This window comes from Rhodococcus sp. NPDC079359 (assembly GCF_040702585.1).
Classification (GTDB): Bacteria; Actinomycetota; Actinomycetes; order Mycobacteriales; family Mycobacteriaceae; genus Rhodococcoides.
Map to the genome: position 1 here is coordinate 113,238 of NZ_JBFBLH010000008.1, position 16,221 is coordinate 129,458.

General features: G+C 57.8%; 8 protein-coding genes. 6 read left to right on the forward strand and 2 right to left on the reverse strand.

Annotated features, from left to right (window positions below):
- Positions 1-350: 350 nt before the first annotated feature.
- The 6 genes from AB0362_RS19245 to AB0362_RS19270 all read left to right on the forward strand — a co-directional run bounded on the left by AB0362_RS19245 (position 351) and on the right by AB0362_RS19270 (position 14,348).
- Positions 351-5,087 (forward strand): AAA domain-containing protein, encoded by a 4,737-nt coding sequence (locus AB0362_RS19245; RefSeq protein ID WP_317533660.1) that lies wholly within the window; start codon positions 351-353, stop codon positions 5,085-5,087.
- A 156-nt stretch (positions 5,088-5,243) separates the two neighbouring features.
- Positions 5,244-6,932: a DEAD/DEAH box helicase gene (locus AB0362_RS19250; RefSeq protein WP_317533659.1), complete on the forward strand. Its 1,689-nt coding sequence runs from the start codon at positions 5,244-5,246 to the stop codon at positions 6,930-6,932.
- Between the two features lie 155 nt (positions 6,933-7,087).
- A complete protein-coding gene (locus tag AB0362_RS19255) occupies positions 7,088-9,310 on the forward strand; it encodes a sigma factor-like helix-turn-helix DNA-binding protein (RefSeq protein ID WP_317810782.1) in 2,223 nt (740 codons plus the stop codon).
- Between the two features lie 446 nt (positions 9,311-9,756).
- Positions 9,757-11,619 carry a DEAD/DEAH box helicase family protein gene (locus AB0362_RS19260; protein WP_366236055.1) on the forward strand — a complete coding sequence of 621 codons (1,863 nt, stop codon included), beginning with the start codon at positions 9,757-9,759 and terminating at the stop codon, positions 11,617-11,619.
- 189 nt (positions 11,620-11,808) lie between these two features.
- Complete coding sequence (locus AB0362_RS19265; RefSeq protein WP_317533657.1) at positions 11,809-13,875, forward strand: AAA family ATPase; 2,067 nt, start codon at positions 11,809-11,811, stop codon at positions 13,873-13,875.
- Complete coding sequence (locus AB0362_RS19270; protein ID WP_317533656.1) at positions 13,872-14,348, forward strand: hypothetical protein; 477 nt, start codon at positions 13,872-13,874, stop codon at positions 14,346-14,348. Before AB0362_RS19265 ends, AB0362_RS19270 begins: the two co-directional genes overlap by 4 nt.
- A 30-nt stretch (positions 14,349-14,378) precedes the next feature.
- Here AB0362_RS19270 and AB0362_RS19275 read toward each other — a convergent pair whose 3' ends face one another.
- Complete coding sequence (locus tag AB0362_RS19275; RefSeq protein ID WP_317533655.1) at positions 14,379-15,827, reverse strand: DNA phosphorothioation-associated putative methyltransferase; 1,449 nt, start codon at positions 15,825-15,827, stop codon at positions 14,379-14,381.
- A gap of 9 nt (positions 15,828-15,836) precedes the next feature.
- The gene (dndE, locus tag AB0362_RS19280) at positions 15,837-16,217 is read right to left on the reverse strand and encodes a DNA sulfur modification protein DndE (RefSeq protein ID WP_317533654.1); all 381 of its coding nucleotides are present in this window, start codon (positions 16,215-16,217) and stop codon (positions 15,837-15,839) included.
- Between the last annotated feature and the right edge of the window lie 4 nt (positions 16,218-16,221).

Genomic DNA, 16,221 nt, shown 5'->3' on the forward strand with positions numbered 1-16,221 from the left:
GTCGATGGTAGGAGACTAGCGGTGCGCCTGCGAATTTCGTCCCACAAGGGCACCCACTGGTTTTCGTGATTTCACACGTAGGGCCGTTGAAACAATGGAATGACCAGGTGCTGTGGGAGATTGCATACTGAGTGGGGAATGAACTTCGGTCTTCCTGCCAACTCTCTGATCGCATACTGAGCCCACCAGGCGATCCGCGTCGAAATCCGAGTAGCCGTGCCCGACCCAGGTTCAGCGTCGCCGGTGTGCGTAACCTCGTGCAGCAGATCGGCACCACCCAACCGACCGCCCGTCACGTTTGTCCGATTCTGCCGCTAGATTGTCGGTACAAGGTTCGAGTGAGGAGTGCGGTGACCGTTCACAGCGATGAGGTCGGCGGAAGAGTCCGTCGATTGCTCGAGTTCTTGCGCGAGACGGTCTCGGCTCAGTCCAAACCGGTCCGAGCCTATGGGCCGACGACTCGGCTCGAGTGGCTCTATCGACGGGACCGCGACGTCCAGGTCAATGCCAACGCAACGGCAGGCGACGTGGTCGTCAGGGTTGTGCGAGTCAGTGTCGAACCGCCCCCGCAACTACCCGAACAGCTCGTCGATTCGGTGCAGGGTCCGGTCGACCGTGCCGTCGAACCGCCGACACTCGCGCGCGGAGCCGGTACAGCCGAGTCCGTGCTGTTTCGGTCGTGGCTTACCGAATGGCAGACGTGGGCGACCGACGACGTAAAGAAGCGTCCCTTGGCGGAGTTGTATCTGTCGGTCGATCGAATGCGAGAAGAGTCGCACACACAGCCTGAGACGGTCGAAGTCGTTTTGGCGTCAGGACTCCTATCGGCCACAGTATCCGGAGTGCCTATCGATTCCCACCTGGTGACTCAACAGGTCGAGGTCATTCGGGACGAGGACACCGGGGATCTGCTGGTCAAGCTGACGGCTGGAAGTAGCCCTCGGCTCGAAGACCGACAACTGCTGCTCGGGCTGAAAGGTCTACACACCGCGTCTGCAGCATCCCTTGCACAGAAACTCGGCGACATCGCGGGCTCGCCGGTCGCACGCTCTGCATCCACCATTCTGAAGGAGTGGTCGAATTCGGCCATCTCCAGCATCACGTACGTCGCCGACCATCATGTTCCACCAGCCGCGCGTCGCGGGACGCTCCGTGAGTCACCTGCGCTAGTGCTTCGTCGTCGAACCGGCTTCGCGCTCGTCTCCTACTACGACGCCATGATCACAGCGTTGAACGACGGTGCCGACGTTCCGTTGGGACTCCAACAGCTCGTTGAAAGCATCGAGTCCACAGACCGGCTGGACTGGCTGGCGCGTCCCACCTCAGAGCTGACGCCAGACGTTCTTTTTCCACTTGCCGCGAACAGCGCGCAGTCCAGCATCATGCAGAAACTTTCACTCGACACCGGTGTGGTTGTCGAAGGGCCGCCCGGAACGGGAAAGACCCACACCATCGCAAATCTGATGTCCGCGTTGCTTGCTCAAGGTCAGCGAGTTCTTGTCACGAGTGAGAAGTCGCAGGCATTGCGAGTGCTACGGGACAAGTTGCCGTCGGAACTGCAAGATTTGTGTGTGTCGATCACCGACCTTGCCAAGGGCGGATCGGAAGAACTCGACCACAGTGTGTCGGTCATCGCTGGCCGGCTTGTGGACTTCGAGATCACTCAGGCGGACCGAAAGATCGAAAGAATCGCCGGGGAGCGTTACCGAGCGATCAACAAGAAATACACCCTGGAAGAAGCGCTGACGTCTACGAGGTCCGAAGAGTCCGAGGTTCAGAATTTCGGCTCGCACTACGAGGGAACCCTGTCGGGAGTGGCCTTGCAGCTTGCTGCGTCGGCCGCAGAGCTGGCCTGGGTGCCGGGTCCGCTCTATACAGAGTCGCCGCCCATCGCCTCGGCGCAATTTGCTGAGCTCGCAAAGGTGCTCGTCGAGAGCGAGCTTCATGCAGCGGACCGCCGAGAACAGTCTTTTCCGGACCTGTCCACAGAGCTACCGAGCAAGACCGTGGTCACTCGACTGTGCGACACTGCAAGCAGTCGGGCTTCGGTATCTGCACTCGCTGATGTCCCGACGGCGGAACTGCGCCGACTGGCAGCATTGTCTCGTCAGGTTCTTGCGCGCTACACGCAGCTGGATGGGGACCTCCGTGTCGTGCTGGACGGTGTGTTGTCCGGTTCGCTCGGTTACCTGTGGACGAGGGCACGAGAGGCGTCAACCCTGCTCGACGATGCGAAATCCGCCGACGCATTGGTCGGTACAGCGAATGTGGTCGTCGACAGAGCCGATCTCGTTGCTCTGGAGACGTACGACGCCGCCGCGCGTCTCTACACAGAAGGACGGTTCGACACCCTTCGGTGGTTGCGGACGCCGAAGGAGCAGACCGCGGTCGACGAACTGGCCATAACGGCCACAGTCGATGGCGTTCCGGCGCAAGGAGGCCATGCGTACCGCCTTGTTGCAGAACATATTCGTGCGCTTCGTTCGGTAGACGAGGCCGCATCGTTATTGGCGGACATCGGTATTCGCCTTCCGGGCCGAGAGAGTCGCGCGGCGCGTATCAACGAGGTGGACGCTGCCGTGCGCAACGTGGCGCTGGTGCAGGATCTCGTCGAGCGGATTGCAAAAATCTCGGATGAGCTCGAAGACCGGGTGGCACTACGAACGCTCGACGCAGTGGAAGGGCTGCTGTCGGATATCGAGAAGGCGCTGGCAGGCGCCAATGCACGCGACGCGCTGGAGCGGCTCGTGAGGGTCGCCGATAGCTTCGAAGCTGCTACCGGTGGGGCGAACAGCACAGAAGCGCTCGCACTCTCGGATGCGCTCCGCACCGCCGACCGCGAGGCATTCGACGCCGCGGTCCGTGGATACGCACGCGCGACCGTCGAACAGCAGCAACAGTTGTCGATGGACATATTGCTGCGGGATCTCGATGCAGCAGCACCGACACTTCGTCATCTGATCACGAGCGACCGCGTTACCGACTGGGTGGCTGTTGCTGACGGCTTCGAGGACGCATGGGCGTGGAGGTGGGTGAACCAGCACGTTGAACAGCATCTCATCCGTCCCGAGGCATCGAACTTGGACGATCTCTACGACGAAGTAGATAGAGAGATTTCGCAGCTCACGGGGACACTGGCGGCCGAAAAAGCATGGCGAGAGTGTCTGCAGCGCATGACGTCACGGGAGATGCAGGCGCTCCACACCTACCAGGAGAGCATCAGCAACATCGGTGTTGGCAATACCAAAATCGCACAGCGTTACCGAGCCTCAGCACGGGCAGCCATGCAGGAAGCGCAGAGTGCTGTGCCGGCGTGGATCATGCCGATCGGGCAGGTTCTGTCTTCGATTCCCGCGCAGCAGAACGTCTTCGACGTCGTGATTGTCGACGAAGCGAGTCAGGCGGACATCAGTAGTCTGTTCCTGATGTGGCTCGCACCGCGGGTGATCGTGGTGGGCGACGATAAGCAGTGCGCACCGGATCGAATACAGCAGGTCTCCGACGACACTGTCTTCGAGCGTCTGGACTCTCACCTCGGCGATCTACCGATGCACATCCGTAACAATTTCAGCCCTCGCTCAAGCCTGTTCTCGCTTCTCCGGAGCCGGTACAACCAGCGTGTACGGCTACGTGAGCACTTCCGGTCCATGCCGGAGATCATTGAATGGTCGTCGCAGCAGTTCTATCGAGACACTCCGTTGATTCCGGTTCGACAGTTCGGAGCGGAGCGCCTGCAACCGCTCATGTCGACCTACGTCGACGGCGCAGAAACCACGGGGGCGAGCGCGACCTTGATCAACGAGGTCGAAGCGCTTCGCCTCGTTGAAAGACTGTGCGAGTGCATCTCCGATCCTGACTACGACGGGATGACTTTCGGAGTCGTCGTTTTGCAGAGCCGTGCGCAGGTCGAGTTGATTCGCTCACTGATCACAGAGGCGGTTCCTGCCGAGCAAAGGGACAGTTTGCGTCTTCGAGTGGGAACACCTCCCGATTTTCAGGGAGATGAGCGAGACGTCATGTTCGTGTCTATGGTCGTCGGCGCGGGATCGTCGAGCAATGCGTTGACCAACGAGATGTGGCAGCGGCGTTTCAATGTCGCTGCAAGCCGCGCGCGCGATCAGTTGTGGTTGTTCCATTCTGTTCGAGCAGAGGATCTCTCGCCGTCGGATCTGCGAACGTCGTTGATCTCCTACGTTCAAGCTGCCCCGACCGTCCCGGTTCCGGAGATGCCACAGGTTGTCGACGAGGAAGCCCTCCACAGTGATTTCGTATCGATGACGGCGCAAAGGGTATTCGTCGCCCTGCGCGATCGCGGATACCACGTCAATTCTGCGATCGAGATCAACGAACTCGTCCTGGATCTGGTGGTCACCGGTGTCGCATCGAAGGTCGCGATCGAGTGCGATGACGACCGCGAGCGTTCGAGAGACGTTGTTGTCGAGCGCCTTCGCCGAGAAATGGATTTGAAGCGGTGTGGGTGGACGTTCGGAAGAGTGCGTGCGTCCCAGGTCGTCGTCGACGTTGACACTGCACTCGCCCCGATCATCGAAATTCTGGACGCGGTCGGAATTCTTCCAGGTGAAGTTGAGATTGCCGACGCTGGCCGGGATGCGAATTGGAAGCCGGTTGTACTGAGCGCGAATTCCAACGAGGACGCCCCTCCTGACGAGGAGCCGATGACTCCTGCTCCGGTTGTGGATACCGTGGTCGCGCCGTTGCCTACGGTGATCGAGGAAAAATATCCCGTCCGTTCGAGTGCCGTTCAGGTCGTCGAGCTCGAGCCGGGGGAGACACGACCGCCGAAGTTCGACGGGTCGCGCGAGATTCGGGTCGACTCTCGATACTCGACCCCGCGGCGGTCCGCCCCGGTCAAGCGCGTGCCGGTAACCAAGCGTCCTTCGCCGGCAGTCATGCCGAAACGGGCACCGTCGAAAAAGCCCGTCGTTTCGACAGCACCTGCTGCCGCGGCTACAACGGGGGTCGGTATCGAAACGCTCCCTGCCGCGGTGCAGGCGGCATTGGCATCGCTGCCCGCAGCCTCGTTGTCGACGGGGCGCGTGATCGCGGTAGCTGCGGCGCGGGACTGACGCGCCACTGACGCTGCGGCGGTGCTCGTTGATCACAGGCATGACCCCGATCGCTGCTCAGCAACTGCTCGCTGACTTGGAGCTCACAAAGAAGCTCGTGCGTAGACATCGACGCAATGGCGTTGCCGAATGGGTACGACCCGAGGACGCGGCATCATGACGGAATTGAGGGCTTGGCAAAAGGAAGCATTCGAGGCCTGGCGAGGGGCTGGCAATCGCGCTATCGTCGAAGCGGTCACCGGCACTGGTAAAACGCGTGTCGGTGTCGCCGCGATCGTATCGGCGCGGAGCCTGAACCAGCAGGTCCTTGTCGTTGTGCCGACCATCGACCTCCTCGAGCAGTGGCACTCGGAGGTCAAACAGCAGCTTCCGTCGGTATCGGTCGGTAGGCGGGGGAACGGGCATCGGGATGACTTTCGGCATAGCAGCGTTCTGATCACCACCATTCAGTCGGCCATCATGAAGGGTGCCCCTCAGCCGCGTCCCGGTGCCTTGATGATCGCGGACGAAGTCCACCGCTATGGCACCGATGGGTTCGCCAGGGTGTTCACCGATAGGTTCGACCATCGCCTCGGTTTGACGGCCACGCTGGAGCGTCAGGACGAAGGTGTGGACACGCACATCCTCCCGTACTTTCGAACGACTATCGCAGGATGCGACTTTGCCCGTGGGCGGAGAGACAACGTCCTTGCTCCCGTCCGCGTGATGACGGTTGCCATCGAGTTCACGCCAGAAGAACGTACCAAGTTCGAGGAACACGATGCGATCGCACGAGATGCGCGCACGAGTCTCATCACTAAATACGATTGTGTCGCATCGCCTTTCGGCGAGTTCATGAAGACCGTGACGAAGCTGGCGGAACAACGAGATCTTCCGGAAGGGCGACTCGCCAGCCGGTACCTATCGGCATTCAGCAAGCGACGGTCGTTGCTGGCGGACTGTCAGGGCAAGATTCAGGCGCTCGGGACGTTGGCACCGGCATTGGCGAAGTCGGATCGGTCGATCGTGTTCTCCGAGACCAAGGCGTCGGCCGAGGCCGGCTCGGCCGTTCTGCGTGAGCACGGCGTGCAGTCCAGTGCCTATTCGAGCGGCCTCGATCGACTGGCCAGAACCCGCGTGCTGCAACAGTTCCGCAGCGGAGCCCTGACAAACCTAGTCGCACCCAGGGTGTTGGACGAGGGAATCGACGTGCCCGCCGTCGATGTCGGCGTCATCATCGCCAGCAGCAGCTCCCGTCGGCAGATGATTCAGCGTATGGGCCGGATACTGCGGCTCAAGCCCGGAGACCGGGCAGCGGCATTCGTGATCATGTACGTGCCGGGGACCATGGAAGATCCTTCGCTTGGCGCGCACGAGGCGTTCTTGGAGCAGCTGCTCGACATTGCCGACGAGCAAGTGGATGTTCCGATCGCACAAGCCCCGGCGCTACTGACGGAATGGTTGACGCGACCCGTCGAACCCAGCCCGGTACCGGTGCGCGTTCCCTCCAAGCAGCCGACGTCCAACGAGCCTGTTGCCGCTGCTGAAGTATCTGAATCCCGAGGCCAAGAGCATAGAGCCACGGTCTCGCCTGCCGCCCCGTCAAGTTTGACCGCTGTGCCAACGGACGCGCCAGAGCCGATCGGTACATCTGGTGAGATCGATGTGATGCTGCGGTATGCCGCGACGTTGCCTGCAGATGAGGCCCACATGATTGTCGAACTTTTCGGTTTAGCTGGCCAGCCACCTCGAACGGTGGTGCAGGTGTCGAAGCTGTGCGGTGTCACGGCTGATGCTGTAGCGCATTTGCGACAGAGAGCGATCGAGGCAACGGCGAAGTTTACATCTGCGAGGGATTCCGGGTGACGCGTCTGCACCGAGAGCTGGTCTTCCGTGGTTTCTAGTTACTGCGCAGGTGGCAGCATGTTCGGGCTGCAGAATTATGAGCGCGGTGAAACAGTCGGCAGCCTTGCGGCGATTAGACCTGTCAGTACGAAAAAACAGAGTGAAGGGCCTGGTTGATGGACAACGATGTTCTCGACGCGGAACCCGGTGCCGGGGAGTCGCAGAGCTGGGTTGATGTCTTCCCATGGCTAGGCCAGCCCCCCGGCCGTCTTGAGACGGCGTGGTCGGTTCGTCCTGTGGAAGAAGAGGGGACGGATGCGCGGGAGGAACGACTCCGTGAAATCAGTTCGCTCGCGATGAAAAAGCAATGGAGCTGGACTGTTGGGGCATTGTTCCCGGCTCTCCCTAGCGGACTTGACGTGGCTAGCATCGGTTTGACGCCGCGCGCAGCAAACGTGTTCGCCCGTAACGGCGTGGTGACTACTGATGATGTTCGCGGGCTCGAACTATCTACAATCCTGGATTGGCGAAATGTTGGTCTGACAACTGTAGCCGATATTATATTTAGATTGGCCGACACATCGTTGGCTCACGCGGTCCCGGGCCAGGTGGATGTCGTCCCCGGAAGTACTGCGCATATTCCGCCGCAAGTTGAACAACTGCCGTCTGGTTGGGCTAGCTCTATCACTAACGACCTGACCCTGCTCTCCCGCTGGTTCTACTCAGTTGGTCTCTCGGATCTGGAACCGCTACGCAATGGTGCGATGCCGAGTTGGGCCCCTGAGTGGATCATCGATGCTTACAGGCGTATTCAATCTATTCGTGTGTCCGATATAGCCTCGTCGCAGACTTCTCGCACACTTGCATCAATAATAAGCGACGAGCTTGCGCAAATGGACGACAGGTCCATTGCAGTGCTTTGCAGCCGTGTTTTTGCTGATGAAGCCGAGACGCTTGATTCGTTGGGGCGTAGGTTCGCGGTGACGAGGGAACGTATGCGACAGATCGAGGTGAAGGCCCGCTCCATTCTGGGTGACGTGCTGTCCGAAAACGAGCTCTTGAAGGATTCTGTAAATGCATGGGTAGGTTTGATCGGTCTGGTCCGCTCAATGGACGACATCGTGCAACTCTTGCCTGCACTTGGCGAGTCCGTACCCGGAATTAACGTGCCTGCTTGGCGGGTTCTTGAGCGTCTCAGCAGGGCAGTTGAGGTCAGGGATGGATGGTGCGCAGTGCCGGACGTTGCGTCGGTCCGTGAAGCAACAGGCAGCCACCTTGTGACCATCGTTGACGACTACGGGGTAGCTGGCCTCCAGGCTGCCGGAGCGGGTCTTGGCTGTGACGGGGAGTCAGGTGACGTCACGACTCGCGCCTGGCTAACGTATTGCGGGTACGTCGTTGAAGATGAATATGTGTTAACTCGGACCAGCTCGGTTAACGACTACGCGGCAGCAATTCTGTCACTGCATAGGGAAGCGCTGAGCGCGCAAGAGCTGGTGGATCGGTTCATCCACCCACGAAGCGCCTCGTCGCTTCGTAACGCCCTTGCGCTCGACAGCAGGTTTAATCGTGTTGATCGCGATCTTTGGGCTCTGCGAGAGTGGGGATTGCAGAAATACACAAATATCCGTTCGCTGATAATAGAGCAAATATCGAAGAACAACGGCCAGGTCAAGTTGGCGGACCTCATCCATGAGATTTCTGGAAAATTCAGCGTAAGCGCTTCCAGTGTCTCCGCATATGCATCCTCTGCACCGTTCGAGCAACGGGCGGGCGTAGTGAGACTTGCCGAGGGGGATCCAGAGGTCAGGAAGCGTCCGCACGAGACGCGCCGTCTGATGCGGCGCGACAACGGGTGGGCCTATCGCGTGGTCATCACTAAAGAACACCACAGAGGAAGTGGTTCGGTCGCCCCTAGGGCGATAGCGGGCATTCTCGATATCGCCCATGGCGAGACAGTTCAGCTTTCGTCCCGGCTGGGGCCCCAAGCCGTCTCCTGGATGGGTATACAACCGACATTTGGTACTATTCGCCGATTTCTGCTCGAACCTCATGTGGCCGAGGGGACTGACGCTTTCCTGGTTATCAACGATGACGCGTCATTCAATGTCGAACCTATAAAAAAACTAACTGGAGACCCACTCTCCGATGTGCTGGCGCTGATTGGTTCACCCGAGGACCGGAACGGAATAAGCGTACGAACTGCTGTGGCGTCCGCGATCGGCTTGGCTCCTGACGTTCCCGTCAGCAGTATCATCGGCGCGTATACAGACCGCGGTGATAGCGATGTAGCAGAATTACTCCTAAAGTCGCGAGATTGCTTGGAACTGGAGCCATCAACGACACGCAGGTCCGAAGGTATACCACCGTCGGTTGACGACATATTGGACTTGCTGTGAGCCACACGGCGCAAACGCGGGCCGCTGCGGCACAGGAAGAGGTACTACGTGCAATGATCAACTCTAATTCGGCATCGATAAGTGGTATAAAGTGCGGCACTGTGCCGTCAAGATTTTCCAGTGCTACAGCTTCGCGTAGCTGTAATCGTACCGGGGCTTTTTGAATGGACCGCGGCAAGAACAGTGACGGTTTCCGCTCGATTGAAATCGAATCTCGCTACAGGAGCGACAGTAAGCGGGTAGTGGCGGACTTCTACATACCCCTTCTATGCAACGCGGTTTCGTACAGCCGCGCAGTGGGTTACTTCACTTCTGCCAGTCTGCAACTACTTGCGTCAGGAATCGACTCAATAGTCGGCGGCGGGGGTCGTATACGGATAATTGCATCCCCGCATCTCAGTCCGGACGACGTCGAAGATATTACTCGCGGGTACGATCGGCGGTTGGTGATCGAGCGAAGTCTTCAGCGCGAAATGACCAATGAGCTCAGTTCGGATCTACTAGACGGTTTGAGTGTGATTGGGACGCTGATTGCCCAGAAGCGCCTTGATCTCAAACTCGCGTTCGTAGACGGCCAGTTTCCAATCGGTCTGTACCACGAAAAGATTGGCATAGTGCGTGACCGTTTTGGCGATCTTGTCGCATTCACGGGAAGCTCCAACGAGACAATTGGCGGATTGGTCAACAACTTCGAGTCGGTGGAAGTTTATCGCGGGTGGATTCCCGGAGACGGAACGCGTGCGCTTCGACTAGAAGCTGATTTCGACGGTTTGTGGAACAACGAGACCGAGAATCTGACAGTCGTGGACTTCCCGGCTGTAGCGAAAGAACGCCTGGTTGAAATTGCGAGGGAGAGGGGCGTGAGCGCACTTATTGCCGGGACTACCGCGGAGGTGACTGACCCCGATGGTTCTGCCGGAACTTTACGCCCGCCTGCCAGTCTTCAACCTCGGCAGTATCAGAAGGATGCAATGGTCGCCTGGCTTCGTCAGAGGGGGCGAGGAACGTTGAAGATGGCCACCGGCACTGGTAAGACCAAGACTGCTCTCTTCGCCGCCGCGCAGGTTGCAAATGTCGAAAATCAAAAAGAGCGTCCGCTAGTGCTGCTGATTGTGGCCCCGCTGCAGGCGCTTGTCGATCAGTGGATCGACGACGTTCAGCTGTTTGGGGTCGATGCCGTAGGGGTCTACGAAAGTAGCAATACCTGGCTGCCGGTGGTAGAACGACGGCTCGCCTCTGCTCGCCTTGGGCGTCGGCAAGTTGTCGTATTGGTCGCCACGAACGCTTCGTTCTCCGGCGCTAAATTCCAATCGATTTTGTCGAGAATCGATATTCCGCTCATGCTCGTGGCCGACGAAGCGCACAACCTTGGATCGGCTACATATCGGAAGCTATTGCCGGAGAACGCAGCCTACAGACTTGCGTTGTCTGCCACGCCTGAGCGGTGGTTCGACGACGAAGGTACCGAAGGTCTTCTCGATTACTTTGGTCCAGTCGCTTACGAGCTCGGCATTGAGAAGGCAATATATGAGCTGAAAGCTCTCTGTCCGTACGTCTACCATCCGCGGCTGGTCGAATTGAGGCCGGAAGAATACAGTTTTTATGCCGAAATTACGACGAAAATCGGAAGAATGTTGCGGGCCGGTCAGTCGACGGATTCGGTTGACACTAGTTCGCCGCTCGGCGCACTACTGCGAAAGAGGTCAGCCGTTCTAGGGCACGCTCTAGGGAAAATCGAGGCTTTGCACCAAGATGTGGACGACATGCGGAATGAGTGGTTTCAGCTGATTTACTGTGCTGAGGGTTCGTCGCCTCGAGATATGGACGACGACGAGGGCACCGGACAGCGGCAGATCAGCGAGGTTATGTCTATGGTGGGAGGCGAGATGGGTCTACATGCGCACACCTACACGTCGGAAACGCCCCGTCGGTTGCGTGCGGAACTCATCGAGCGATTCAGCGGTGGTGACGATTTGCGGGTACTGGTGGCGATGAGGTGTCTGGACGAGGGCGTCGACATTCCTGACGCCAAAATTGGATATCTGCTGGCTAGCAGTACTAACCCTCGGCAATTCATACAGAGACGGGGAAGGCTTTTAAGGCGCGCGGAAGGAAAGACGCGAGCAACAATCTACGATTACATCGCGACCCCGCCTGCGGGAACGCCGATAGATTTCACGGTCGAACGTAATTTGATGGTCCGTGAATTGGCACGTGTAAATGAGTTCGCCAAAATATCGGAGAACTATCACGAAACTCTTGAAGTTCTCCGCCCGATCAAGATGCAGTATCGGTTGATGGATCTTTGATGTCGATCTATCTCACAGGAAGGGTGATTGCAACATGTCGAATCGCACCGAGCAGGAAGTGCTGCAGGAGTTAAGTTCAGTGGAGAGAAAGCTCGCAAAGCGTGTTCTGGAAATAGAGCGATCCAAGTTGCATTTACGCGCCGCGCAGCCTACCGATGAGATACTGCTTGCAGTGAAGGAGATAATTCCATGAAGTTGCAATATATCGAACTGAAGAACTTTCGGCAGTTCAAAGGTTTGCAGAGGCTCAATCTCAGTTCGACGGTAGAGAAGCCGGTCAGCCTCTTTTTCGGCGCCAATGGCTCAGGAAAGACGACGCTTCTAAATGCGTTCACATGGGCCTTATATGGGTCGATGTCCGAGGACGTTGAGGTACAGCAGAGGCTCGCAACAGACACCGTGTGGAGAGCAGCGCCTAGTGGCTCCGCCGTGACCGTAGCGGTTGAACTCGGCTTCGACCACGGAGGACGGGCCTACCGTTTGGTGCGCCACGCCGATTTGGTTAAGGAATCAGACGATCAGCCAGGATCGTCGAACCCGGAGCTAACGCTCTCGATTATCGATGCCTCCGGAATGTCAAGCGAGGTGAGAGCCCCGCAGGAGATGGTATCGTCAATTCTTCCCGAAGGCATCAGTAGATTTTTCTTCTTTAACGGAGAACGAATCGAGAAGCTGGTGCAAAAAGGTTCGTACGCTGAGATACAGCAGGATATCAAGGCCTTGCTGAATATCAAACACGTCGAACGCGCAATCGAGCACCTGCCCAAAGTGTCACGAAAGCTCTCTGCGGCTGTAAGAGACCGTGGTGGTGAGGTCGCTAGCGAACTTCAGCAGAAGATTGACGAAGCGGAAGATCAGCTGGATCGACACGAGGCGGCGGTTATAGCGGCTGATCAAGAAGTCGAGAGCTACAGGGCAGAACGTGACAGCGTCATCGAAGTATTGAGCAAGCACGAAAGCGTAGCGCACGTGCAACGTGAACGGAATAATGCAGAGGGTGAACTCGAACGGTTCAGGTTGGAGCGTGAGGCCGCACGCGAAGCTCTTGGGCAATTGATCGCCACCCGGGGATTTCTGGCGTTCACTGGCGAAATTGTGGAAACAACCTCCCTAGTTGCTTCTTCGCTGTATCGCAAAGGAGCTCTGCCGGCTCCTTTGAAGCGCGAATTCGTAGACGAGCTTCTCAAGCACGACAAGTGCATTTGCGGCGCGCCGCTCGAGATCGGATCCCCCTCCCGCTCTAGCGTCGAGGAGTGGCGGCAACGGGCTGGCCTGCAAGCCGTCGAGACAGCTTGGCAAGAACTCAATGGCAAGTTGCCGGAAATGAAGGCTGCTCGCGACGCTTTGCGATCTGCAATGGCAGAGGCGACGATTCGGGTAGACGACGCTGAAGAAAACGTGAGTCGGCTCGAGGCGAGGGTTTCGGAGCTAGCTGGCCAGCTTGCGGACTCGGAACTGGAGGACGTCAAAGCTCTGTCGGCAAAGCGACTCGATCTCGATCGCCGAATCGAACGTTGTGTCAGCGGCAGTTCCGTCGAACGAAGCCGAATGCAGGATCTCTCCTCGGGTCTGGAATCACTCAAAAGTCAGCTGTCGCAAGCTGAGCTCAAGGATGAGCATGCGAGTAAGGCCCGCGATCGGGTAAATCTCGTTCAGGGCGTCCAGAAAGCGCTTGAAGAGATTCGAGAGATTCGATCGACGGAGATGCGCCGTCGATTGGAGCTAGAGCTTCAAGACATATTTCGCGGAATATCTGTTAAGCCATACACGCCCCGACTGAGTTCAGACTTCGAGCTGACGTTGTACCAAGATGTCGATGGCGTGGAGATGGAGGTTCCGAAGTCGACCGGTGAGAATCAGATTCTGAGCGTTTCGTTTGTCGCTGCTGTGTCGAAGCTAGCCCGTCAGATTCCCACCGAGGGTAGAGCTGAGGGAGATTCGTCTGAAGGTTCCGGGAGCTACCCGATCGTGATGGATGCCGCATTCGGTTCCCTGGATCGCAACTACCAGAAGGAGGTCGCTCGGGCTCTGGCGCGCATGGCACCTCAGCTGGTGGTGTTGGTGAGTAAGAGCCAGGGGCTCGGTGACGTGATCAAGGAGCTCCGCTCGCACGTGAGTAACCTAGGGGTGGTTGTAATGAACTCCAGTTCGACTCGTGACGTCTCGGAGGACCTCGAGATCGATGGTTCGAATCATAGCTATATCCGCTCTGGAGCTTCAGCGAATTTTTCGACTTTTGAGGAGATTGGATCATGACAACAAGTTTTGATGTACGAGTTCGTCGGCCTCGTCAGTACGAAGCGCTGATTCAAGAAATGCGTCATGAAGCGTTTTTTCCGACCATGCGTGATGTCTTGCTATTTGCCGCTAGTGTTGGGTTCAAGGCCGATCGATCCGCTCCGGTCGGCGAGGCTGCTGGGGACCCGATTCGATATGAGACCCTGACCGTACCTGCGTTTAGTGATGCCTTGGTGTCCATGCTTGCGATTCGTTCACGGATGGCAGGCGAGGGCGTCGACGATGCAGAGATCTTGGATAACTCGCGCCTACAAGAGCGTGTTGAGATATTTGAGCGGTATGTACACGGTGGACTGGAATACATTCAGGAACTGATGAACACGCGAAGTCACCCGGTCGATTTAGTGGTGAGCTCATTGGTGAACGAGGCTTTGTCGGGCGAAGAAATTGCTGGGCCGGCAAGCATAGAAGACCTTCTCGCGGGAACGTAGGTGGTGGGTGGGGCGTCGAGAGATGTGCATCTATTGACTGAACAAGCGGTGTCCTCGGACAATCTTCGACTTCAGTTCCAATGTTCGTCGCCATCCATCGAGCGTGCCGATCTGCTCGGGGCGCTCGTACAGTCCTGCCCGCACCTCGGAGGCGGTCAATTTCTGGTAGAGCGCGCGTCTCGGGTCGTCGGCACTCACAAATTCTTCCTTTCGATGAAGGAGTGGGGGATTGGTTGATCGGGTGTAGTCCCTCCAATCCACAGAGAGATCCCGCAGGTTGACAGTCACTGCACTCGCGAGTGTCGGATGTGCGTTGGCTTCAAAATCGGGATAGGTCAGGAAAGATATCTGTGGTTTGAGGACCGAAAGCTTGATCATATTGGCCCGCGGGATATTCCCAGACAGGACCCGCGCGCACCCCTCGTAGACCTGAAGCAGTGGAGGTAGCTCCGCTATGGCGTTACGATGAATATAGAGTGCTGAGGGTGTTTGTTTCCCGACCCTTGAGCTGCGAGCTGACATCAGTATCAACGTCGTGTTGCCCGAGGAGGCGAGGAGGCGATCGCCGAGGGTGGTGACTTCTCGATAGGTATTGAAATGAGTTTTTATGTCGCGCTGCAAAGTTTTTCCTAGGCTGCTGAATTTGGGTCTACGGCCGAATCGCGAGAGGGCGGCGTAGACAACGAGCTCGCTTTTGCACTGCGATCGAACCCGATCCCAGTATCCATCTTCCGTGACCTTGTATATCAAATTCATTGCGCGGCCGAGCGTCTGAAATTGCTTTTTTATGTTCTGCTCATGATCGAGTTCAAGTTCGCCATTCTTCGGGTAGCGGCCATGCCGAGACATGAATTCGAACAAGGGTTTAAGCAGCTCGCTGTTCTGCTCGTATGTGACGTGAGGGTCAATCTGCACGCGTGGACGGTACGTGTGCACTCGGTTGGATAGGAATTGTTGTTCATCTACTTCGTCCCTGAAAACGTAGAAAATACCGGGAGCCGCGGCGACGGGCTTCTCGCCCAGCGCCTGTTCAATCCAGTTCGACAATTCGTTTTGTTCGTAGAATTTTTGAAATGTTCCAGACTGTGTAATTATCCCGTCGGCAAAGCGACGGCCTATTAGATGTCGTGCCTCCCAGACGAGTCGCCCGGAGACGATCAGAACTCGCCGCGCAAGCCCCCAGGCGGACCTGACTGTGTCTAGCCGCTCAGCGGGGTTTTCGATCACGTTGACTACGAACCCTAAGTTGACCACGTCTGCATAAGATCTGACTGCCTCAGGACGATGGCCAGGGTCCCAGCCGGATGCCTGGTAACCCAAAGCAGTCAAGCCGCGAAGATCGTCCCCCCGCCCGCACCCGTAGTCGAAGAACGACATACCTGCGGTGAGGATGTGGTCCGCAAGGGCGGTTTCTACAGGCCTGGACAGGGCTGTTCGCGCCATGGCGGTCCTGTGCCTAGCAACGTTCTCCAGATGCATACCAATGACCTACTCTGTCAGCGCAAGCTTGACCAGCCCCCCGATGTCCGAAGAACGGGTGTCACCAATCAAGTATCCGATTCCCCGGTGAAGATGCAATCGGAAATAGTTGGCAACAGTGTCCTCGTCGAGCGGCAGTCCATCTTGATGGCATCTGTATCTCATTAGCGCCCACAGCGTGTCTCCATGAGAACCTGCGAACACCTTCCATGTCATTTCAACGCTGCTGTCGGTAACGAGTCGGATGGCGGGGGGCACCGCCGGCTCGGCTAGGGAGCGGCATAGAGCCCACCTGCAGAGAACGTTCCAATGCTCGATCTTGGTACGCCGTTTGAGTGTTACTAGTTGGTCGCGGGCGGTTTGGGACAAGCGAACATGTTCGAGTGGCACTTTA

Excerpts from the sequence above, each read along its gene's own strand:
- AB0362_RS19250 (WP_317533659.1), top strand. The coding sequence starts at position 5,244 with ATGACGGAATTGAGGGCTTGGCAAAAGGAAGCATTCGAGGCCTGGCGA.
- AB0362_RS19255 (WP_317810782.1), top strand. The coding sequence starts at position 7,088 with ATGGACAACGATGTTCTCGACGCGGAACCCGGTGCCGGGGAGTCGCAG.
- AB0362_RS19265 (WP_317533657.1), top strand. The coding sequence starts at position 11,809 with ATGAAGTTGCAATATATCGAACTGAAGAACTTTCGGCAGTTCAAAGGT.
- AB0362_RS19270 (WP_317533656.1), top strand. The coding sequence starts at position 13,872 with ATGACAACAAGTTTTGATGTACGAGTTCGTCGGCCTCGTCAGTACGAA.
- AB0362_RS19275 (WP_317533655.1), bottom strand. The coding sequence starts at position 15,827 with ATGCATCTGGAGAACGTTGCTAGGCACAGGACCGCCATGGCGCGAACA.